General features: G+C 69.0%; 17 protein-coding genes. 5 read left to right on the forward strand and 12 right to left on the reverse strand.

The features are described 5' to 3' along the window. The first annotated feature begins 8 nt into the window (after positions 1-8). Complete coding sequence (locus ABE473_RS02925) at positions 9-1,454, forward strand: FAD-dependent oxidoreductase (RefSeq protein ID WP_346488433.1); 1,446 nt, start codon at positions 9-11, stop codon at positions 1,452-1,454. A 26-nt stretch (positions 1,455-1,480) separates the two neighbouring features. Here the strand turns inward: ABE473_RS02925 and ABE473_RS02930 are convergent, their stop codons facing one another. Continuing rightward, on the reverse strand, positions 1,481-1,777 hold the full coding sequence (locus ABE473_RS02930) for a hypothetical protein (protein ID WP_346488434.1): 297 nt from the start codon (positions 1,775-1,777) through the stop codon (positions 1,481-1,483). 173 nt (positions 1,778-1,950) lie between these two features. On the opposite strand from ABE473_RS02930, the gene ABE473_RS02935 reads away from it, so the two are divergent. Then, a complete protein-coding gene (locus ABE473_RS02935; protein WP_176990285.1) occupies positions 1,951-2,823 on the forward strand; it encodes a methylglyoxal synthase in 873 nt (290 codons plus the stop codon). 202 nt (positions 2,824-3,025) lie between these two features. Here ABE473_RS02935 and ABE473_RS02940 read toward each other — a convergent pair whose 3' ends face one another. The 3 genes from ABE473_RS02940 to ttcA are packed head-to-tail and all read right to left on the reverse strand — an operon-like array spanning position 3,026 to position 5,736. Then, positions 3,026-3,814: a SprT family zinc-dependent metalloprotease gene (locus ABE473_RS02940; protein WP_346488435.1), complete on the reverse strand. Its 789-nt coding sequence runs from the start codon at positions 3,812-3,814 to the stop codon at positions 3,026-3,028. Between the two features lie 57 nt (positions 3,815-3,871). Then, on the reverse strand, positions 3,872-4,777 hold the full coding sequence (locus ABE473_RS02945) for a recombination-associated protein RdgC (protein ID WP_019184123.1): 906 nt from the start codon (positions 4,775-4,777) through the stop codon (positions 3,872-3,874). 50 nt (positions 4,778-4,827) lie between these two features. Beyond that, positions 4,828-5,736 (reverse strand): tRNA 2-thiocytidine(32) synthetase TtcA, encoded by a 909-nt coding sequence (gene ttcA, locus ABE473_RS02950; protein ID WP_346488437.1) that lies wholly within the window; start codon positions 5,734-5,736, stop codon positions 4,828-4,830. A gap of 97 nt (positions 5,737-5,833) precedes the next feature. On the opposite strand from ttcA, the gene ABE473_RS02955 reads away from it, so the two are divergent. Next, entirely contained in the window at positions 5,834-6,037 is a 204-nt protein-coding gene (locus tag ABE473_RS02955; protein ID WP_176990288.1) for a DUF465 domain-containing protein, read from the forward strand. 267 nt (positions 6,038-6,304) lie between these two features. Here the strand turns inward: ABE473_RS02955 and plsB are convergent, their stop codons facing one another. The 4 genes from plsB to ABE473_RS02975 all read right to left on the reverse strand — a co-directional run bounded on the left by plsB (position 6,305) and on the right by ABE473_RS02975 (position 11,783). Further along, entirely contained in the window at positions 6,305-9,019 is a 2,715-nt protein-coding gene (plsB, locus tag ABE473_RS02960; protein ID WP_346479008.1) for a glycerol-3-phosphate 1-O-acyltransferase PlsB, read from the reverse strand. Then, positions 9,019-9,987, reverse strand: coding sequence for a hypothetical protein (locus ABE473_RS02965; RefSeq protein WP_346488438.1), 969 nt, complete (start codon positions 9,985-9,987; stop codon positions 9,019-9,021). The genes plsB and ABE473_RS02965 overlap by 1 nt, the downstream gene beginning before the upstream one ends. Positions 9,988-10,137: 150 nt before the next feature. After that, positions 10,138-10,863, reverse strand: a complete 726-nt coding sequence (gene pyrF, locus ABE473_RS02970) for an orotidine-5'-phosphate decarboxylase (protein WP_179460603.1) — start codon at positions 10,861-10,863, stop codon at positions 10,138-10,140. Next, positions 10,860-11,783: a 5'-nucleotidase, lipoprotein e(P4) family gene (locus ABE473_RS02975; RefSeq protein WP_346488439.1), complete on the reverse strand. Its 924-nt coding sequence runs from the start codon at positions 11,781-11,783 to the stop codon at positions 10,860-10,862. Before ABE473_RS02975 ends, pyrF begins: the two co-directional genes overlap by 4 nt. Positions 11,784-11,894: 111 nt before the next feature. Between ABE473_RS02975 and ABE473_RS02980 the strand changes: the two genes are divergently transcribed. Continuing rightward, positions 11,895-12,566 (forward strand): DUF480 domain-containing protein, encoded by a 672-nt coding sequence (locus ABE473_RS02980; protein ID WP_346488440.1) that lies wholly within the window; start codon positions 11,895-11,897, stop codon positions 12,564-12,566. 55 nt (positions 12,567-12,621) lie between these two features. On the opposite strand, the gene ABE473_RS02985 is transcribed toward ABE473_RS02980, so the two are convergent. After that, positions 12,622-13,155, reverse strand: a complete 534-nt coding sequence (locus ABE473_RS02985; protein ID WP_346488441.1) for a GNAT family N-acetyltransferase — start codon at positions 13,153-13,155, stop codon at positions 12,622-12,624. Positions 13,156-13,271: 116 nt separating this feature from the next. After that, a complete protein-coding gene (locus ABE473_RS02990; RefSeq protein WP_346488442.1) occupies positions 13,272-15,248 on the reverse strand; it encodes a UvrD-helicase domain-containing protein in 1,977 nt (658 codons plus the stop codon). A 131-nt stretch (positions 15,249-15,379) separates the two neighbouring features. On the opposite strand from ABE473_RS02990, the gene ABE473_RS02995 reads away from it, so the two are divergent. Next, positions 15,380-16,000: a thymidine kinase gene (locus ABE473_RS02995; protein WP_176990296.1), complete on the forward strand. Its 621-nt coding sequence runs from the start codon at positions 15,380-15,382 to the stop codon at positions 15,998-16,000. Here the strand turns inward: ABE473_RS02995 and ABE473_RS03000 are convergent, their stop codons facing one another. Beyond that, a complete protein-coding gene (locus ABE473_RS03000) occupies positions 16,001-17,602 on the reverse strand; it encodes a glucan biosynthesis protein D (protein WP_346488443.1) in 1,602 nt (533 codons plus the stop codon). It lies immediately after the preceding gene. 92 nt (positions 17,603-17,694) lie between these two features. Continuing rightward, on the reverse strand, positions 17,695-20,526 hold the full coding sequence (locus tag ABE473_RS03005) for a protein kinase (protein WP_346488444.1): 2,832 nt from the start codon (positions 20,524-20,526) through the stop codon (positions 17,695-17,697). Between the last annotated feature and the right edge of the window lie 27 nt (positions 20,527-20,553).

Consider the following 20,553-nt stretch of genomic DNA (forward strand, 5'->3'; position numbering starts at 1 on the left):
AGCACGCCATGAGCCGCAAGCAAGCTTTCCAGTTCCTCGATCTGCCCCGGACGATGCCGCAGCGCATCCCGGTCGAACTGCGCACCTCCGGCGACTGGGGCGAGCTGTACGGCAAGTTCGGCAAGGAGGACGCGCAGTTCCAGGCCGGTCGCTGCCTAGATTGCGGCAACCCGTACTGCAGCTGGAAGTGCCCGGTGCACAACGCAATCCCGCAGTGGCTGCAGCTGGTGCAGGAAAACCGCATCCACGAAGCGGCCACGCTCTGCCATTCGACCAATCCGCTGCCGGAAGTGTGCGGCCGGGTGTGTCCGCAGGACCGCCTGTGCGAAGGCAGCTGCACGCTGGAGGAGTTCGGCGCGGTGACCATCGGCGCGGTCGAGAAGTACATCGTCGATACCGCGCTCGCCACCGGCTGGCGTCCGGACATGAGTGCGGTGGAAGCCACCGGCAAGCGCGTGGCGGTGATCGGCGCCGGTCCGGCCGGGCTCGCCTGCGCCGACAAGCTGGCGCATGCCGGCATCCAGGCCGTGGTGTATGACCGCTACGAACAGATCGGCGGGCTGCTGCAGTTCGGCATCCCCAGTTTCAAGCTGGACAAATCGGTGATCAGCCGCCGCCGCAACGTGCTCGAAGGCATGGGCGTGCAGTTCCGCCTCGGGGTGGAGATCGGCCGCGATGTGAGCATCGATGACCTGCTGGCCGAGTACGACGCGGTGTTCGTGGGTACCGGCGCCTACCGCTATACCGACGGCGGCCTGCTCGGCCAGGACCTCAAGGGCGTGCTGCCGGCGCTGCCGTTCTTGGTGCAGAACAGCCGCATCGTCAGTGGCAGCGATGCCCACGGCCGGCCGATCGCCGGCTGGGAAGACCAGATCGCCCTGCCCGACCTCGAAGGCAAGCGCGTGGTGGTACTGGGCGGTGGCGATACCGGCATGGACTGCGTGCGCAGTGCGATCCGGCTCGGCGCGGCCAAGGTGACCTGCGCCTACCGCCGCGACGAGGCCAACATGCCCGGATCGGCGCGCGAAGTGGCCAATGCGCGCGAGGAAGGCGTGCGCTTCCTGTTCAACCGCCAGCCGCTGTCGATCGAGGCCGGTGCGGATGACGAAGTGATCGGGGTGATGGTGGTCGAAACGCAGCTGGACGCACCGGATGCACAGGGCCGCCGCAATGCGGTGCCGATCGCCGGCAGCGAGTCTCTGCTGGAAGCAGACGTGGTGATCATCGCCTTCGGCTTCTCGCCGACTGCGCCGGCCTGGCTGACCGAACAGGGTGTGGAGGCCGGCAACAATGGCCGCATCGTGGCCGGTGGCAGTGGCCGCCTGCCGTTCCAGACCGCCCATCCGCGCCTGTTCGCCGGGGGCGATGCGGTACGCGGCGCGGACCTGGTGGTGACGGCCGTGGCCGAGGGCCGCGATGCGGCCGGCAGCATCGTGCAGCTGCTCTCGGCGTAACGGCGCGCCCTACCGAAGCGCGCCTCTTACGCGGCGCGCGGTACCGCGGGTACCGGCGTGTGACGCACGCCGGCCCGCTCGATCTCCAGCGCCATCAGCAGCTCGATGTTGTCGAGCTGGTCGCGGATGCGGCGGTTGCTCGCCGGATCGTCGTGCCCGCGGCCTATGTGCGCATCGAGCATGCGGGCGAGCCCGGCCAGCAGGACCTCGGCATCGGCCTGGGGTGCCTCACGCAGCACGGCGGCCAGCGCGCGGATGCGACTGCCCTGATCCGCGACAGCGGACTGAGACGAGGCGGCAACGGCAGAAAGGGAGAGGGTCATGGCAGGGGTTTCCTGATTGACGGACGACCACCACTGTCGGATATGGCCCCTCCAGAGACCATGCAACAATTACGAAAATGCGTGATGGCGCGTGACCGCCGTCACCGTTCGGCGCTAGCGCCGCTGCAACCTGAACGACTTACACTGACCGCGTCTCCCTCTGGACTGCACCCATGCGCATCGGCCTGGCCGCGAACCGCCTGCACCACCACGACAAGCACGCCGCATTGTTCCGCTGGCTGCGCGCCAGCGACACCGGACTGCGCGAACTGGGCGTGGAGCTGCACGCGGTCGGACGCACCTTCGATGCGATCCAGCGGCTGGGCTTCCTGCAGGACTTCGCCCCGCTGCGGCGCTACCCGAACGGCCGCGAGGGTGGGCTGATGAAGCTGGTCGCCGAGGTGGTCGGCATGGGCACGCCCGAGCGTACCCTGGATGGCGCCATCTACCTGATGGACCCGGTCGATCCCTCGTCGGTGTTCCCGGAGGCGACCGCGCTCAAGCGCCAGTGCGTGATCCACGGCAAACCCTTCATCTCCACCGTCGCCACCGCGCGCGACTGGGTCGAGGTGGAGCGCCTGCACGCCGGCCTGGCCCCGGACCCGGGCGCCGATGACCTGCACGCCTTCGCGCAGCACACGCTGGCGCTGATCGCGCATGACGCGATGAAGCCGGCGATGCTGGCCTTCGCCGACGAGCACTTCGAGGTGCTGTCGCGCTTCCGCAGCCGGGTCGGCACCGGCACCACCGGCCAGCGCCTCAACGAACTGGCCTGGAGCCGCGGCTGGCCGCAGGGCGAGGAATGGGTGATGCGCTACCAGAGCGGCCCGATGGGCGGCGATGCGCAGATCGCCGACCGCGTGCTGGAAGGCCATTGCCAGCGGGCGATCTTCTTCGAGGATCCACACGTGGCGCGCCAGCACGAGGCCGACATCCAGCTGCTCGAGCGCGCGGTCACCACCGTGACCGATCAGGCCGTGTGCATCACCGCACCGCGGGTGGCGGCCCGCTGGGCGCAGGCGGCGGCGTTGCGGATGGGGAACTGAGAAACACCGCATCGGTAGTGCCGGGCGCTGGGCGGGGGTAAGGGGGGGGGGGGGGGGATGGGGAGGCGGGGAAGGGGCGGGGGACCTTACACCCCCCCGCTGGGTCGCGCGGCCGGCGCGCCGCCAATCGCGCGGGGGGGGTTTTCTGGGCGCCCCGCCCCGCGGCCGCCACTACCGGTGGCGGGCGTGGCAGCAGCCGGCTCTACCCCGCCGGGGTCAGCATCTGCCGCAGCATCGCCTTCAGCCGCCGCCCTTCGAGCTGGAAGTAATCCCGCTCGGCGTGCCACGCCGGGAAACGCTGCTCCACCTCGGCCCAGAAGGCCGGCGAGTGGTTGGCCTGGATCAGGTGGCAGAGCTCGTGCACCAGCACGTACTCGAACGCCGACGGCCGCCCCAGCACCAGGGCCAGATCCAGCGCCATGCTCCCGTCCGGGGCCAGCGAGCCCCATTGCGAGGACATCACCTTGAGCCGCAGCCGCGCCGGTGCGCGCGGCAGGCCCGGCAGGTAGCGCGGCAGCCACTGGCCGACATCGGCACGGGTCTGTGCTTCGTAGAACTCGCGCAGGGTGCGGCGCAGGGTGGCGTCGGTGCCCCGGCTGGGCCAGTGCAGGCAGGCGCCGTCGGCGTCGATCTCCATATGCGCATAGCGGCCGGTTTCCCAGCGCAGCGGCAGCAGCTCACCGCGCAGCGGCAGCACCCCCGCCTCGCCGATCACCAGCGGTGGCGGCAGGTTGGTCGCCTGGTAGCTGCGCAGTTGCTCGGACAACCAGCCGCGATGCTGGTCGAGAAAACGCTCGCCCATCACCAGGCTGGCGCGCGGTGGCAGGGTCAGGCGCACGCCGCGCTCATCGACGCTGAGCTTGATCCGGCGCGCGCGCGGATCGCGTACGCGCAGTACATCAATCTCGGCATCCTCCAGGCGCAGCCGTACCGTATCGCGCTGCAGCGTGCTGACAGCCGGCGAAATCAAGCGGCGGAGGAATCCGGACATGGGTACAGCATAGCGCCGGCCGTGACCGGCGCATGACTGGGGACTGATCGGATCCGGTCAGTCCGCCTTGCTGAGCTTGAAGGCCTCTTCCAGCAGCAGGAACAGGCGGCGCACTTCGCCGCTCTGCAGGGCGAAACGGGCGTCCAGTTCGGCGCGGCGGCCGTCATCGTCGGCATGCTCGAGCTGGTCCAGCGCGCCATCCAGGAACTTCAGCTTGCGCACGATCAGGTCATCGCCGAGCACGAAGGACAGGTTGTCCTCGAACACCAGCGCCAGCTTGGTCACCTGCTTGCCGGCATCCAGGTGCTTGTCGATCTCGTCGCAGCGCAGTTCCTGGTGCTGGCACTTGACCACCGCACCGCCCTCGGCCGGGTCCTTCATCTCGCACTCTTCGCCCAGGCTCAGCCCGGTCGGCAGGGGTTCGCCGGCGATCCAGCCGGTGAGGATCGAGCGCGGCGCCACTTCGGCATTCAACGGCATCGCCGGGAAGCTGCCGAGCAGGCCACGGATGTCGGACATCATGTTCTCGCCCTTCTTGCTGCTCGAGCAGTCCACCGCGACGTAGCCGTGGGTCAGGTCGATCAGCGCGTCGGTACGCGAGCTCTTCACGAAGGCACGCGGCATCAGTTCGTGCAGCAGGTCGTCCTTCATGCGCTTGCGCTCGCGGCCGCCGGGCTTGCGGCCTTCCTTCTCTTCGATTTCCTCGAGCTTGCGCGCGAGCAGGTCGTTGACCACCGCGCCCGGCAGGATCTTGTCCTCACCGCCGACGGTCAGCCACAGCGCATCGCCGACGCGGTGCGAGAACACGGCCTTTTCTTCACGGCCGAACGGCGAGATGAAGCCACGGGAATTCATTTCAAGCGGACCGACCGGCTTGAGCAGCACCTGCGGCAGCAGGGTGTCTACGTCGGAGAAATCGGTGGCGGTCGGGAAGCGGAACAGCGTCAGGTTGCGAAAGAACATGGACGTCCAGAGTAAGAGCGTGAAAGGGAGGGCGGGCGCGCCGGCGTGGCTCAGGCCGGGCCGGGTGCGTCGCCGGGGTCGTGGGCAGTGCCGGCCCAGGCCGGCGGGTCGGGCAGCGGGGCCGCCGCGGCGCGCCCCAGTGCCATGAAATCGAACAGCGCCGGATCGGCCAGCTGCGAGGGATGGATGTTGCCCAGCGCGCGTGCGATCTGGTCGATGCGGCCGGGCTGGTCGCGCTCCCACTGCTGCAGCATCTGCTCGACCTGGCGGCGCTGCAGGGTGTCCTGGCTGCCGCACAGCGTGCAGGGAATGATCGGGAACGCGCGTGCCTGGGCGTAGGCGCTGATGTCCGCTTCGCTCACGTAGGCCAGCGGGCGGATCACGATGTGCTGGCCGTCGTCGCTGCGCAGCTTGGGCGGCATCGCCGAGAGCTTGGCGTGGTGAAACAGATTGAGGAAGAACGTGGCCACGCTGTCATCGCGGTGGTGGCCCAGCGCGATCTTGGTGAAGCCGTGTTCGGCCGCATGCCGGTACAGCGCGCCCCGGCGCAGGCGCGAGCACAGCGAACACATCGTGCGGCCTTCCGGGATGACCCGGCTGACCACCGAATAGGTGTCCTGCTCGATGATCTGGAACGGCACGCCGATCGAGTCCAGGTAGGTCGGCAGCACGTGCTCGGGAAAGCCGGGCTGCTTCTGGTCCAGGTTCACCGCCACCAGCTCGAACGGCACCGGCGCTTTTTTCTGCAGCTGCAGCAGGATGTCGAGCAGGGTGTAGCTGTCCTTGCCACCGGACAGGCACACCATGACTTTGTCGCCGGCCTCGATCATCCCGAAGTCGGCGATCGCCTGGCCGACCTGGCGGCGCAGCTGCCGCGCCAACCGGTCCTGCACGCCGCCGGGCGCGCGCGGATCGCGGGCGCGCGGGACGGGATCGGGCAGGCGGATGACAGCGCTCATGGGGTTCATTCTACCGGCTCGCACCCGCCGCCACGGAGCCCGTGAGGTGACTGCGTTCACTCCCGGCGGTCATCCGGGATGTGTATGCTCGGAGCCTGTGGAAACCATGACCCCCAGCGATATCAGTGCCCGACTTGCCACGCTCCGGCAGGAGCACCGTGCGCTCGATGACCAGATCCTGCGCATGGCCGCCAACGGCGACGACGAGCTCGAAGCCAAGCGGCTGAAGCGGCGCAAGCTGCAGTTGAAGGACTGCATCGCCAAGCTGGAAGACATGCTGATTCCGGACGAGCCGGCGTAGCCCGGATGCCCAAATCGCGGTGGTAACGACCGTTGGTTGTCACACGATGACCTGGGTGCCTTCCGTCCCACCGTCATGAAGCCCTGAAAGGCGGCTCCGGACGGTGGTCAGCGTCGGTCAGCCGGTGCACACCGTGTTGCTTGGTCTCCGGACGCTTGTGCCGCGCTTGCGCGCGGGTACCGACCAACGGTCGGTACCTACGAATTGCTGGCGAACGCAATAAGATCCGGATACGTCCGGATACGTCGGATCGACGACGTGCCGTCGTCAATCCTGGGCTACCGGTTCCTCTGGCTTCGCCGCTTCCGGGCTGACACGCTCGATGGTGTGGCGCAGTTCGCGGCCGAGGATGAACTTCGCATCCTTGGCCCACGCGTCCAGGCGCGCGTCGAACAGCAGCTTGCTGTTCTCATCCGGCCACACCAGGCGCAGCTCGCGCAGCTTCTGGATGAAGCCGCGGAACAGCGTGCGGTCGAAGAACTCCGGGGCGGCCGGCGCGTAGAGCAGGCTCAGGCGCTGCGCGGCCTGCTGGCAGAGGCTTTCCAGCTCGGCCGCACCCAGCGTACCCGGGCCGTTCTTCACCAGCACCGAGATCGCGATGTAATAGCGCTCGAACGCCTGCTGCAGCGAATGGCCGATCGCACGCAGGCGGAAGACTTCGTCGGTCTGCCCGGTGTTGCGCGCCAGGATGCCGCCGTCGTCATCGTTGATGTTCTGCAGCAGGCCTTCGCGCACGAACACGTTGATGGTCTGCTCGATGCGCTGGGCGAACTCGTCTTCGGTCCACGGCAGGAACAGCTCGGCCTGCAGGAACGGGTACACGGTGCGGCCCAGCTGGACCAGCCCGGTGCGGCTCATGCGGCGGTTGTTCTGGAAGCAGCAGGCCACCCACGACGAGGCCGTGAACAGGTGGATGACGTTGTTGCGGAAGTAGCTCAGCAGCACCGCGGTGTCGCCGCTGACGCTGAGCACATCGCCCAGCGGGTGCTTGATGCGGGTGAGGACGTTGATCTCCTCGGCGTGGGCGATGATCCGCTCCGGCGAGTGCGGGGTCACCGTCACCCGGTCCGAGTAGGGCATTTCGACCAGCAGGGTCTTGCACAGCTCGATCTGCGCGATCAGGTCCGCCTCGCCCATCGCATGCTTGGGCGTGGACAGCAGCGCCAGCGCGAGCAGGTTGATCGGATTGACGTCGGCCGCGCCGTTGATGTGCACCTGGATGCGTTCGGCCAGGTGATCCACCGTGCCGGACAACCACGACGGCTTCTCGTCTTCGCCCACCGGCTGGCCATTCCAGTCCGGCGCACGCTGGGCGAGCACGTCGTTGAGCGCGATCGGCTCGCCGAAGTTCACCACCACCTGGCCGTAGTTCTGCTTGAGCACTTTCGGGATCGACCACAGCAGCGACCAGATCGATTCCTTTTCCTTCGGCCGACCGGACAGTTCGTCCAGGTAGCTGCCGCCTTCCATCAGCTTTTCATAGCCGATGTAGACCGGCTGGAACAGGACCGGCTTGCGTGGCTGGCGCAGGAAGGCGCGCAGCGTCATCGAGATCATGCCGCCCTTGGGCTGCAGCAGGCGCCCGGTGCGCGAGCGGCCACCTTCGACGAAGTACTCGATCGAGTAACCGCCGGCGACCAGCTGCGCCACGTATTCGCTGAGCACCGCCGAGTACAGCGCGTTGCCGCGGATCGAGCGGCGGATGAAGAACGCACCGCCCTTGCGCAGCAGCGTGCCGACCACCGGCAGGTTGAGATTGATGCCGGCCACGATGTGCGGCGGCACGATGCCGCGGTCGTACAGCAGGTAGGACAGCAGCAGGTAATCCATGTGGCTGCGGTGGCTGGGCACGTAGACCACTTCGTGCCCGGGCGCGGCCGCCTTGAACTTGTCCAGGTGATGGACCAGCACGCCGGCATAGATGCGGTTCCAGACATGGCTGAGCATGAAGCTGGCCGAGCGCACCACCGGACTGGAGTAATCCGCGGCGATTTCCCACGCGTAGGCGTGGGCTTTCTTCCAGGCATCGGCCGGCTTGGAGTTGTCGCGCTTGGCCTGGGAGGCGATCGCTTCGCGCACGGTGTCCGCGTCCAGCACCTTGTCCACCAGCAGGCGGCGGGTCGACAGGTCAGGACCGATCACCGACTCGCGGATGCGGCGGAAGTGGGTGCGCAGCACGCGCTGCAGCTTGCGCACGGTGCGCTCGGGGTCCAGCCCCTCATCGACCGTGGTGCGCAGCGAGATCGGCGGGGCGAAGCGCACGATCGTGCTGCGGCCGTTGAGCAGCACCGCCAGCAGGCGACGGAAACGACCCACCAGGGCCCAGTTTTCCGAGAACAGCACCGCGAACCAGCCGCTCTGCTTGTCCGGCGCGCGGCCGACGAAGATCGATACCGGCACCAGATGCACGTCCAGCTCGCCACGGGCGCGGTGCGCCTGCAGGACCTTGGCCAGCGAGTCCGAGTGGGTCTTGGCGCCGCGCTGCTCGGGGATCAGCGAGTTGCTGCTGCTCCGGCGCGACAGGGCCAGGTAGGCGCGCTTGCGCCCGGTCGGGTCACCGGCGATCGGCACCAGCGGCGAGGGCAGGCCGGCTTCTCGGCAGGCCTTGTCCAGGATCAGCGCGTTGGACAGACCGTAGTCCTCCAGCACGTAGACCACCGGGCGGCCGTCGTTGTACTGGCCGGGGTGTTCGGGCTCGATCTTCAGCGACAGCCACGGCTCGACCAGGCGGCCGAGCAGGCGCGCCCACCACGGCGGGCGGCCACTGGGCGGACGCGTGCCGGGCACGATCGCGGACGGCACGACGGTGGACGGCTCCGCATCGACCGCAACGGCATCCACCGGCGCGCCAGCGACCGGCGGGACCGGGGCGGCGGCACCGTCGGACGGCACGGTAGCGGGCGACGAGGACGTGGCGTCCGGCGTCTTGGGCGGCTCTTCGCCGGGGAAAGGCAGGGGATTCTGGTTCGGCATCGGCTTCATTATGGCTTAGCCGGTGCAGAAGCACCGTCCTTGACCGTCGCGGCGGCCTCTGCTTCGGCCGCCTGCCGGGCGTCATGTTCAGCTTGCGCGGCGTCGGCGGCCTGCAGCAGCGCATCGGTGTCTTCCAGCGTACGGGTCACATACCAGTGGCCCTCGCGGCGGGTCATCCGCACCTGCGCTTCGATCTGCTCACCGGCCAGCGTGTACTGGATGCGCACCACCGCGTCGTCGCCCAGTTCGGAGGTCAGTTCGCCGCGCAGCTCGGTCAACGCGCCGTCCAGCGACAGCCCGTAGCTGGCCAGCGCGGTCTTGAAGGCTTTGATGAAGGGGCCCAGCCGACGCAGGCTCTCTTCCATGCCTGCCGCCTGCAGCTCGGCATCGGTGGACAGCCCGGCGGTACGCGCGGTGGCGGTGAGCAGGGTGATGGTGGTCTTCGCCCGCTGCTTGTCCGTCAGTGGCGCCGCAGCGGCCCAGCGGCTGAGCGCGTTCACCACCTGGGTGTAGTGGGCGCGCTCGCTGTCGCTGTACTCGCTCTGGTTGCGCAGGTACTGCTCGCCGAACAACCCCATCGAGTGGGCCGCCTGGCGGACCTGGGAGGCCTGGCCGGCGATCTGGGAATCGAACGAGCGCTGCAGCCGCTGTGGCGCATCCGGCCGCGACAGCGCGGCCAGCATCGGCAGCAGTTGCCCATCCAGCGGCAGCTCGGTCAACGGCCAGCGGCTGTGGCCCTGGTTCCAGGCGCCCTGCAGGCGCGCGTACTGGGCCGGTGGCACCGCCGCCTTGGCGTAGCCGACCAGATCATTGTCGGCGACCCGCTGCGCCAGCTGCTGCAGGGCAGCGACCGGCTCGGACGCCGGTGCGTCCGGATCGATCCGCTTGTCCTTGCAGGCACTGAGCAGCACCACCCCGCACAGGGCCAGCGCCAACGCCTGCCCTCGGTACTGCCACGGCTTCAACGACATGGACATGAATTCGGACTCCCCGGACCGGTCCGCATCTTGCGGCCTGTTCAGTGACAGCGGCAAGCCGGCAACCCCGCCGACCTCGCGCCATATGCGCAAGCCGTTGAATGTACAGAAAAACCGGTTGTGACGGGGCAGCTCCGCCCCGTCGTCGCCTCAGCGCGCGGCCAGGGCCTGGGCGATCTCGGCCTGGATGGCGCGCGCGGCGGCCTGCGGGTCGCTGGCCAGCCGGATCGGGCGCCCGACCACGATCGCATCGGCGCCGTCGGCAAACGCCTGGGCCACCCCGACGGTGCGCTTCTGGTCATCGCCGACCGGGCCGCCGGGGCGGATGCCCGGGCACACGATCGAGAAGCCGGCACCCGTGGCGGCGCGGATCGGCCCGGCCTCCTGGCCGGAGGCGATCACGCCATCGATGCCGGCCGCCTGGGCAGCCAGCGCGCGCTCGACCACCACCTCGACCGGTTCGCGGTCGATGCCCATCCGGGCCAGGTCGCTGCGCCCCATCGAGGTCAGCACGGTCACCGCCAGCAGGCGCATGTCGCTGCCGTTGGCGGCCGCGCAGGCTTCCATCATCGCCGGGTGCCAGCCATGGATGGTGGCGTAGCTCACCGGCCACTGCGACAGGCGCTTGATCACCGCCGCGGCGGTGGCCGGGATGTCGAAGAACTTCAGATCGACGAACACGCGCTTGTCGCGCGCGGCGAGTGCGTCGAGCACGTCGAAGTACTCGCCGGAGGCCAGCAGTTCCATGCCGATCTTGTAGAACGACACGGCATCGCCGAGGCGATCAACCCAGGCCAGCGCGTCGTCGCGGCCGGGCACGTCCAGCGCGAAGATCAGGCGCTCCTCGTCACGCAGCGGCAGCGGCGCGCGGCTCACGGTGCGTAGTCCAGCGCAGCGCGCTTGGCGTCGTGGCGGGCCTGGCGCGACTGGCTGTAATCGTTGTTGAACTGGGCCGGCTCGAAGCCGCCGTAGGTCGGGTTGGGCAGCATCCACCAGCGCTCGCCGAACCAGTCGTGGTACTCCTGCAGCAGCGCGTCACGGCCATCGTTGGTGTTGGCGGTGACTTCCACGAAGTCACCCAGCTGGTCACCGAACTGCATCAGCACGCGGTACTTCTGGCCGGCCAGGCGGCGGCGGCAGTTCTTCTCGCTGCCGGCCTGCTCGCAGCCGTCGACCACGGTGCCCAGGCCGAGGAACACGCTGTCGTCGGCCACCGGCAGGCCCTGCTCACGCAGGTTGGCCAGGGTGGCGTCCTTGAGGTGCACGGCGCGGTTGGAGATGTACAGCAGGGTGACGCCCTTGGCGTTGGCGGCCTTGGCGAAATCGACCACGCCCGGAATCGCCTTGGCCTTCTTCTCGGCGACCCACTGGTCCCAGCTCAGCTCGTCGTATTCCTTGCCATCGCGCACCAGGCGCGCCTGGTACGGCGAGTTGTCCAGCACGGTTTCATCCACGTCCAGCACCACGGCCGGCTTCAGGCCCTTGGCGGCATTGCCGCGTTCGTCCGGCACCAGCGCGTCCCAGTTGGGTTCCTTGAGGGCCTTGTCCAGGTGATCGGCGGCGGCGCGGTAGGTCTGCTCGGTGATCGCGCGGTACTCCTGCGCGCGCTGCATCCACAGCACGGCATTGAGGTTGTCATTGGCGGCCACGGCGCCATCGCCGGTGGCAGCCGGGGCGCTCGCCGCGGCAGCGGCTGCCGGCGGGGCGGCATCGGCCGGGGTTTCAGTGCGCTTGCAGGCACTCAGTGCCAGCACGGCACAGGCAAGCACGGACAGGGAAACAGCACTACGACGCATGGCATTCACCGGCAACAGATTCAAGCCAGTTTACCGGCTTGTCCCGCGGCATTCATGTGGCCGGCGGGGCTCGGCTATGCTGCACGCCCCTGAAACACCGCGGAGCGCCCCATGACCGACGACACCCAGACCCCTGCCCTGCCCGTGCTCAGCGCGGCCCAGGCCCGCGCGTTGGGCTGCCTGATCGAGAAGGAGGCGACCACCCCGGACGCCTACCCGCTGACGGTCAACGCCGCCCAGGTGGCCGCCAACCAGAAGACCGCCCGCGAGCCGGTGATGGCGCTGTCGGCCGGCGACGTGCACCACGCGCTGCGCCAGCTGGAGACCCTGGGCCTGGCGCGCCAGCAGTACTCCTCGCGCGCCGAGCGCTACGAGCATCGCGCCGGTGCCGCGCTGGACCTGACCCGCCAGCAGCTGGCCATCCTGGGCCTGTTGCTGCTGCGCGGCCCCCAGACCCTCAATGAGCTGCTGACCCGCAGCGAGCGCCTGGTCCGCTTCCAGGACGTGGACGAACTGCGCCATCACCTGGAGCGCATGATCCAGCGCGATATGGCGGTCCAGCTGCCGCGCGCCAGCGGCCAGCGCGAAGACCGCTACATGCACCTGCTGGCCGGCCCGGTGGACGTGCAGGCGTTGGCGGAGCAGTACAGGTCGGCGCCGTCCGGCGCTGGCGGTGGCGGTGCCGCCCATCCGGCGCTGGAGTCGCGTGTGCAGCAGCTGGAAGCCACGGTAGCCGAGCTGCAGGAGCAGTTGGCGGAGTTGCGCGCGCAGTTGGGGGGGTGAACTGCAGCCACGCATGGCGTGGTTCCACCGGGTTGGACGGCCGGGCTCTACCGGGTCAGACGGCTGGCGCGCCCGGGGTGGCGAACAGCAGCACCACATCGCCGCCATGCGGCGGCGGCAGCAGCACGTCGCCGCGATCCTCCATGCCCAGCTTGCGCAGCAGCGCGGCCGAACGCACGTTGTCCGGCGAAACGATGCCGTACAGGTCGGTGTAGCCCAGCACGTCGCGCGCGTAGTGCATCACCCCGCGCGCGGCTTCGAACGCGTAGCCGTGTCCCTCGTACTGCGACAGCAGCGCATAGCCGATATCCGGTGCCGGCAGTCCGTCGCGACGGACCAGGCCGGCGTTGCCCAGCCAGGCGCCGTCTTCGCGGCGGACGATCGCGTACATGCCGAAGCCGTTGAGCGTATAGCTGCCCAGCACGCGCTCGGCGGTGTAGTCACGCGCCTGCGCCAGGGTGCGCACACCGCGGTCGGCGATGTTGCGGATGAAGCCGGGCTCGTTGAGCAGGGCCAGCATGTCGGCCGCGTCATGGTCGGGGTCGATCAGGCGCAGGTGCAGGCGGTCGGTCTGGATCACGGCGGACATGCGGGTACCGGCTGAGGAAGATAGCCTGATTGTGCCGTAGAGCCACCCCATGGGTGGCTGCTACGTATGCCGGATCGCAGAGCAGCCACCCATGGGGTGGCGCTACCTGGCGATGCTCAGTCGAACAGGGCCTGGATCGCCGCCAACCCGGCGCTCGCGCGTTCCTTCTTGCGCACCGCATCGGCGACCGGATCGGCACCGTCGCGCTGCATTTCCTCGGCCGGAATCTCGTCGAAGAACCGGCTGGGCTTGAGCCGCACGTGCTCACCGAACTTGCGGGTGAGCTTGCTGTAGCTCATCCACAGCTGCACCTTGGCGCGGGTGATGCCCACGTACAGCAGGCGCCGCTCTTCCTGCAGGTTGCCTTCGTCCAGGCTGACCTGGTGCGGCAATACGCCGTCCTCGCAGCCGATGATGAACACGTACGGGAATTCCAGGCCCTTGGAGGCGTGCATGGTCATCATGCGCACCTGGTTGCCGCCGTCGTCCTTGTCGTTGCGCGACAGCAACGCCAGCTGCGCGGCCAGATCCGCCGTGGAGGCACCCCGCGGGCCGCCTTCGAACCACTGCGCCAGTTCTTCCAGGTTGCCGAGACGACGCTGGTACACGGACTCTTCCTTGCACGAACTGCGCAGGTCCGAGACCAGCCCGGAGTCCTTCACCAGCTTGCGCACCAGGTCGCCGGAGCTGAGCTTGGGCATCTCCGCGCGCAGGTCGCGCAGGATGTCGGTGAAGCGGCTCAGGCCGTTGGCCGCACGCGGTGGCAGCTGCGACAGTGCGCCGATCGCTTCGGCGGCATGCGCCATCGGCAGGTCTTTTTCAGACGCCAGCTCGGCCAGCTTGGCCAGCGTGCCGGCGCCCACTTCGCGCTTGGGCGACTGCACCGCGCGCATGAAGGCCGTATCGTCGTCCGGGTTCACCAGCAGGCGCAGCCAGGACAGCGTGTCCTTGACTTCCTGCCGCTCCAGGAACGCGGTACCGCCGGTGATGTGGTACGGCGCGCGCACCAGCTGCAGCGCCTTTTCCAGCGGCCGCGACTGGAAGTTGCCGCGGAACAGGATGCAGAAATCGCTCCACGGAATCTTCTTGGAGGTGGCCAGGAAGGAGATTTCCGCCGCTACTTTTTCGGCCTCGTGCTCGCTGTTGCGGCACTCCCACACGCGGATGCGCTCGCCGTCGGCCTGGTCGCTCCACAGCTTCTTCAGGTGTTCGTGCGGGTTGTTGGCGATCAACGCATTGGCCGCGCGCAGCACGCGGTTGGAGCAGCGGTAGTTCTGCTCCAGCTTGATGATTTCCAGCGCAGGATAATCGCGCGCCATCTGCTGCAGGTTTTCAGGATTCGCACCACGCCAGGCGTAGATCGACTGATCGTCGTCGCCCACGCAGGTGAAGTTGCCCTTGCTGCCGGCCAGCTGCTTGAGCAGCCGGTACTGCGCATCGTTGGTGTCCTGGCATTCGTCGACCAGCAGATACCCGATGCGTTCGCGCCAGGCGATGGCGATCTCGGGATTCTCTTCCAGCACCTGCACCGGCAGCCGGATCAGGTCATCGAAATCGACCGCGTTGAACGCGGTCAGGCGCAGCTGGTAGCGCTCGTAGACGCTGGCCGCTTCCTTCTCGCGCGTGCTGCGCGCGGCCGCCATCGCCTGCTCGGGCGAGAGGCCGGCATTCTTGGCGCGCGAGATCAGGTTCTTCACGTCCTCGATATCGTCCGGCTTGGCCCCGTACATCAGGTCCTTGACCTGCGCGGTCGAATCGTCGGCATCGAAGATCGAGAACCCGCGCTTGAGCCCCACCGCGGCGTGCTCGATCTGCAGGAACTTCAGGCCCAGCGCGTGGAAGGTGCAGATCGTCACTTCGTCGGCGTCGTCACCGCGCAGGCGCTTGGCCACGCGCTCGCGCATTTCCTTGGCCGACTTGTTGGTGAAGGTGATCGCTGCGATCCGCCGCGCCGGGTAGCGCTTGCTGGCGATCAGCTGGCCGATCTTCTCCACGATCACGCGCGTCTTGCCGCTGCCCGCGCCCGCGAGCACCAGCAGAGGACCTTCGCAGTGCATCACTGCCGCGTGTTGGGGAGGATTGAGACCGTGCATGCCATCTCCAGGGGAGGGGCATTGTAGCGGGCCGCCCGGCCGGCGCGTGGTGATCGCCGGCAGCGGACGAAAGCGTCCGCTCCCATGGGCCCGGCAGCCACGAGAGGCGGCCGGGCGTCTAGAATTGGCCGATGGCCAAGCTCTATTTCTATTATTCGGCGATGAACGCCGGCAAGACCACGACCCTGCTGCAGTCGGCGCACAACTACCGCGAGCGGGGCATGCGCGTGGCCATCCTCACCCCCCGGCTGGATGATCGCGCGGGGCGCGGCGTGGTCGCCTCGCGGATCGGCCTGAAGGCCGACGGCATCGCGTTCCAGCAGGACACCGACCTGCAGCAGCTGATCGCCGACGACATCGGCACGCACGGCCCCTTGGGCTGCGTACTGGTCGATGAAGCGCAGTTCCTGACCCGCAGCCAGGTCTGGCAGCTCAGCGAGGTGGTCGACCAGATGCGCATCCCGGTGCTCTGCTACGGCCTGCGCACCGATTTCCGCGGCGAGCTGTTCGAAGGCAGCCAGTACCTGCTGGCCTGGGCCGACGAGATGCAGGAGATCAAGACCATCTGCCACAGCGGCAAGAAGGCCACGATGACGGTCCGCGTGGACGAGCACGGCCACGCGGTGCAGGACGGCCCGCAGGTGGAGATCGGCGGCAACGAGCGCTACGTGTCGGTGAGCCGCGCGGAGTTCAAGAAGATCACGCGCGGCGAGGGAAGAATCGACCCGGCACAGGTCCCATTGCCGCTTTGATCAATACAAGGTGCGTTCCGGCGCACCCTTCGGCGGCGGGCTGTACTGGTACAGCCAGGTTTCGGTGAGGGTCTTGCCGCCGCTGCGCAGGTACAGGCGGATGTCGATCTGCTCGGTGGAATCCTCCGGCGGCACGACATCGAACATGGCGCGGTAGCCCTTGATCTCGCGCAGCGGACGCGCCGAGACGATCTCGGTGCGGCCACGGCTGACCTGGACCACGGCTTCGACCTCGCCCTTGTCGATCAATGCCGCCAGCTCGCCGCCTTCGAAATCGACCGCGAAGCGCCATGAGAAATACGCGCGCTTCTTGCCGATCACCCCGCCCAGGCCGGTACGGCTGGCCACGCAGTGCGCCAGCGGCGTGCGGGCCGGCGGCTCGGCGCCCCAGTACAGGCGGTAGCCCAGCAGCAGCTCCTGGCCGGGCTGTGGCTTGGCCTCCGGATTCCAGAACGCCACGATGTTGTCGAAGGTCTCATCCACGGTCGGGATCTCGACCAGCTGCACCGAGCCCTTGCCCCACTGCCCCTTCGGTTCCACCCACAGGCACGGCCGCTTCTCGTAGAAGACGCCGTCGTCCTGGTAGTGATCGAAGTTGCGGTCGCGCTGGAGCAGGCCGAAGCCGCGCGGATTGTTGTCCACGAACATGTTGAAGCGCAGGTTGTGCGGGTTGCACAGCGGGCGCCAGATCCATTCCCCGGCCCCGGTCCACATCGACAGGCCGTCGGTATCGTGGATCTCCGGGCGCCAGTCCCAGGCCATGCGGCGGTCGTTCTCGCCCACCTGGTACATGCTGGTGCACGGCGCGATGCCGAGCCGCTCGATCGCCTTGCGCGGGTACAGCGCGCAGTCGATGTCCATCAGCAGCACGTCACCGTTGGTGATCGCGAAGCGGTAGGCGCCGGTGGTGCTCGGCGAATCCAGCAGCGCGTACACCACCAGGGTGTCGGAGTCGGCCTCCGGCTGCTCCAGGTAGTAGGCGATGAAGTCCGGGAATTCCTCGGGCTTGCCCATGCCGGTATCGATCGCCAGGCCGCGCGCGGACTGGCCGTACTGGCCTTCCTTGCCGACCGCGCGGAAATAGCTGGCACCGAGGAACGCGGCGAAGTCGCGGTTGGTGTCCTTGCGCGTGTTGAGACGGAAACCGGCGAAGCCGAGGTCGACCGGCAGGTGGCTGCCCTTCAGGCCGCTCTTGCCGTAATCGAACGCCGCGCCGTCATAGGCCAGCTCCTGCGCCTTGCCGTCGGTGACGTCGAACATCCGCACCGGCGAGTGGAAGTACAGGCCGAGGTGGAAGAACTTGGCCTGGTAGCGGCCGGGCTGGTCGGCCCACAACGCATGGTCCTGGCGGTACTGGATCGACTGGTACTGGTCCCAGTCCAGCGCTTCGACCGGGCCGGGCAGCGTGCGCTTGTGGCTCTGATAAGCGGCCTGGGACAGCGCGCGGGCCTGCCCCTTCAGCGAGGCGAAGTCGAACGGCTGCGGCTGGCCGAGCCGGCGCAGGCCGACCTGGTTGCCCTGCGCGGCGCAGGCCGGCAGTGCGGGCAGGCCGAAGGCGGCCAGGGCCACGGAGGCATTGCGGAGGAAGTCGCGTCGTTGCATGCAGGCAGCGATGGCAGGGAAGGGCCGGCCATCATAGGCACGCAGACGTTAATTCGCCGAAGTGAATACGGCGCAGCGTTCAGCCAGCGCGCTCAAAGGCCGGCTGCCACCTGCGGCGGTGCGCAGGCCTGGCGTGCCCGGTCCACCTCCGCCAGCAGCTGCCCCCCTTGCGGGAACTGCGCCTGCAGCGTCTGGTGGAGCTGCCCCAGCGCCTCGCGGGCACGCGCCGGTGCGCTGCGGCAGTCGAGTTCGGCCATCGCCGCCCGGGCGCGCCAGCGCAGCGCGCGGCTCTCGGGGTCGGCCGTGTCGCCCACCAGCAGGGGCGCCAGCGCGCGCCGGGCTTCCACGGTCTGGCCCATGCGGCCCAGGTTGCGCCCCCAGGCCAGCTGCAGCGCACGCTGCAGGGCCGGACCGGCGGACCCGGCCCGGTCCACCCGGGGCATGAGCGCGGCCAGCTGCTCCCCGGCCTGGCGCGGGTCGCCGTGCGCACTGACCAGCTCGGCCATGCGGCGGTCGGCCTGCTGCACCGAGGCATCGTCATCACCGCGTTGCGCGGCCTGCCACTGCCGCCCCTCATGCAGCGCGGCCAGGGCGGCCTGCCAATGCCCGGCCAGGGCCAAGGCCTCGCCCTGGTCGTACAGGCCCTGCGGCAGCAGTCCCACGCAATCGGGCTGCCGCCAGATCGCCACGGCCCGGGCGAAGTCATCCATGGCGGTGGCGCTGTCGCCGCGCTCCATGGCCAGCCGGCCCAGCGCGTGCCAGGTCAGCCCGGTATCGCGGTGCTGCTCACCCAGCGCCTGCCGGGTGAGGCGATGAATCTGCTGCAGATCGGCCTGTGCCTGCTCGAGGTCGCCCCGCTGCATCGCCAGCAGGGCACGCAGGCGGCGGATCGAGAGGGTCTCGGGGTGGTCCGGTCCATACAGCGTCACCGCATCGGCAGCTGCCAGTCGCAGTGCCTGCTCGGCGGCGTCCAGGTCCCCCTGCGCGGCCAGGCTCTCGCCCATGTGCCGGCGCAGCGCGATCAGCTGCGGGTACCGCATCGTGGCATCGGCCTGCAGCAGCTGCAGCGCCTGCCGGTAACCGGCCAGCGCCGCCGGGGCGCGGCCATCGTCGCTGTCCAGCGCGGCAAGGTCGGCCAGGCTCTCAGCGGTGCCAGGCGTATCGCGGAGGATGTCGCGGCGCAGGACCAGCGCCTGGCCGAAAGCGGCGCGCGCGTTGTCGCGGTAGCCGAGGAGTTGCTGGCAGCGGCCGAGCTGGGTGTGGTACGCGGCCACGGCCGCCGGCAGCCGCAGGCGGTACTCCGTGGCCAGCGACTGCATCGGGGTGAGGTGGGTCACGCAGTCGCGCGAGCGGCCCAGCATGCGCAGCGCACGACCGCGTTGGGTCACTGCCTCCAGCTGCAGCGTCGGCGGGACCTCGCCGACCTCCTCCAGCAGCGCGCGCTGGCGGTCCAGCGTCTGCAGCGCCAGCTGGTAGTCGCCCATGCCGATCCGGAGCCGGCCGATCACCCCTTCCAGCTCGGCCAGCGACAGCGGCTGATCCCGCAGTTCGGCCTCGCCGCGTTGCTGTCCGGTCGCCAGCAGCTGGCGAAGATCGAAGCTGCCGTGGCGCACGCCGGCGGCGCGGTCGAACAACCCCACGGTGAAATCCTGCATGGCCTGGGCCCGCGCGATCTCGCGGCGCGCCTGCTGCATCTGCCACAGCGCGGTCAGCGCCAGGGCAAGCAGGGCCAGCACCGCGACGCTGCCCAGCGCCACGCCCCACCGATGCCGGCCCAGGTATTTGCGCAGCCGGTAGCCCACGTGCTGCGGACGCGCATGGATAGGCCGGCCTTCGAGGAAACGGCGCAGGTCCTGGGCCAGTGCTTCGACCGAGGGGTAGCGCTGCGCCGGCTCCTTCTGCAGGGCTTTGAGCAGGATGGTGTCGAGGTCGCCACGCAGGCGCCGTGACAGGCGCCTGGCGGCCACCGCGTGTTCGCCACCGGCGGCGGCCAGGCGCGCCATCACCGACGAGGCACGCGGTGCCTGCACCTCCAGGATCGAGCGTTCCCACTCGGCATCGCTGTGCCGGCGCAACCGGTAGGGCTTCTGGCCGGTGATCACTTCGAACAGCACCACGCCCAGCGAGTAGACATCGGTAAGCGTGGAGACCGGCTCGCCACGCACCTGTTCCGGCGCGGCGTAGTGCAGGGTGAAGGCGCGCGCTTCGGTGGGCGGATGCGCGGGCGGCTTGCCGTCGTCGTCGTCCAGCAGCTTGGCGATGCCGAAGTCCAGCAATTTCACCTCGCCGTCGGCGGTGACCAGGATGTTGGAGGGCTTCAGGTCGCGGTGCACGATCAGGTTGGCGTGCGCGTGGCTGACCACCGCGCACACCTGCAGCATCAGCTGCAGGCGGGGCTCCAGCGGCAGCGCCAGCCGCTGGCAGTAATCGGTGATCGGCTCGCCTTCGACATAGGCCAGCGCCAGGTACGGCTGCCCCTGCAGGTCCACGCCCGCATCGAACAACTGGGCCAGGTTGGGATGCTGCAGCCGGGCCAGGATCTCGCGCTCGCGGCTGAAGCGCTGGCGCAGGCCGGGATCGGCGTAGCCGCTGCGCAGCAGCTTCAGGGCGACCTGGCGCTCGTACAGACCGTCGGCGCGCTCGGCCAGCCAGACCTCGCCCATGCCGCCCTCACCGAGCGGACGCAGCAACCGGTAAGGGCCGACCCGGGTGCCGACCCGGCTGTCTTCGGGCGCGGCGGTCCACAGCGGCTGCGCCAGGAACTCGTGGCTGTCGCGCTCGTGGGCGAGCAGGCGCTCCACGTCGTCGGCCAGGCCGGGATCCTCCGCGCGCAGGCGCAGCAGCCGCTGCTCACGCGCCGGTTCGGGCAGTTCCAGCAATTGATCCAGCAGGCAGGACAGCTGCCGCCAGCGTGACGCCTCCATCGCTCCTCTCCCCGGACGATGCGTGGC

It is taken from the genome of Stenotrophomonas sp. TWI700, assembly GCF_039673645.1.
Classification (GTDB): domain Bacteria; phylum Pseudomonadota; class Gammaproteobacteria; order Xanthomonadales; family Xanthomonadaceae; genus Stenotrophomonas; species Stenotrophomonas maltophilia_AA.

Coding starts and splice junctions, on each gene's coding strand:
- ABE473_RS02925 (WP_346488433.1), top strand. CDS start 9: ATGAGCCGCAAGCAAGCTTTCCAGTTCCTCGATCTGCCCCGGACGATG.
- ABE473_RS02995 (WP_176990296.1), top strand. CDS start 15,380: ATGGCCAAGCTCTATTTCTATTATTCGGCGATGAACGCCGGCAAGACC.
- ABE473_RS03000 (WP_346488443.1), bottom strand. CDS start 17,602: ATGCAACGACGCGACTTCCTCCGCAATGCCTCCGTGGCCCTGGCCGCC.
- ttcA (WP_346488437.1), bottom strand. CDS start 5,736: ATGAGCGCTGTCATCCGCCTGCCCGATCCCGTCCCGCGCGCCCGCGAT.
- ABE473_RS02965 (WP_346488438.1), bottom strand. CDS start 9,987: ATGTCCATGTCGTTGAAGCCGTGGCAGTACCGAGGGCAGGCGTTGGCG.
- ABE473_RS02985 (WP_346488441.1), bottom strand. CDS start 13,155: ATGTCCGCCGTGATCCAGACCGACCGCCTGCACCTGCGCCTGATCGAC.
- ABE473_RS02990 (WP_346488442.1), bottom strand. CDS start 15,248: ATGCACGGTCTCAATCCTCCCCAACACGCGGCAGTGATGCACTGCGAA.
- ABE473_RS03005 (WP_346488444.1), bottom strand. CDS start 20,526: ATGGAGGCGTCACGCTGGCGGCAGCTGTCCTGCCTGCTGGATCAATTG.
- ABE473_RS02940 (WP_346488435.1), bottom strand. CDS start 3,814: ATGTCCGGATTCCTCCGCCGCTTGATTTCGCCGGCTGTCAGCACGCTG.
- plsB (WP_346479008.1), bottom strand. CDS start 9,019: ATGAAGCCGATGCCGAACCAGAATCCCCTGCCTTTCCCCGGCGAAGAG.
- ABE473_RS02930 (WP_346488434.1), bottom strand. CDS start 1,777: ATGACCCTCTCCCTTTCTGCCGTTGCCGCCTCGTCTCAGTCCGCTGTC.
- ABE473_RS02945 (WP_019184123.1), bottom strand. CDS start 4,777: ATGTTCTTTCGCAACCTGACGCTGTTCCGCTTCCCGACCGCCACCGAT.
- ABE473_RS02935 (WP_176990285.1), top strand. CDS start 1,951: ATGCGCATCGGCCTGGCCGCGAACCGCCTGCACCACCACGACAAGCAC.
- ABE473_RS02980 (WP_346488440.1), top strand. CDS start 11,895: ATGACCGACGACACCCAGACCCCTGCCCTGCCCGTGCTCAGCGCGGCC.
- ABE473_RS02975 (WP_346488439.1), bottom strand. CDS start 11,783: ATGCGTCGTAGTGCTGTTTCCCTGTCCGTGCTTGCCTGTGCCGTGCTG.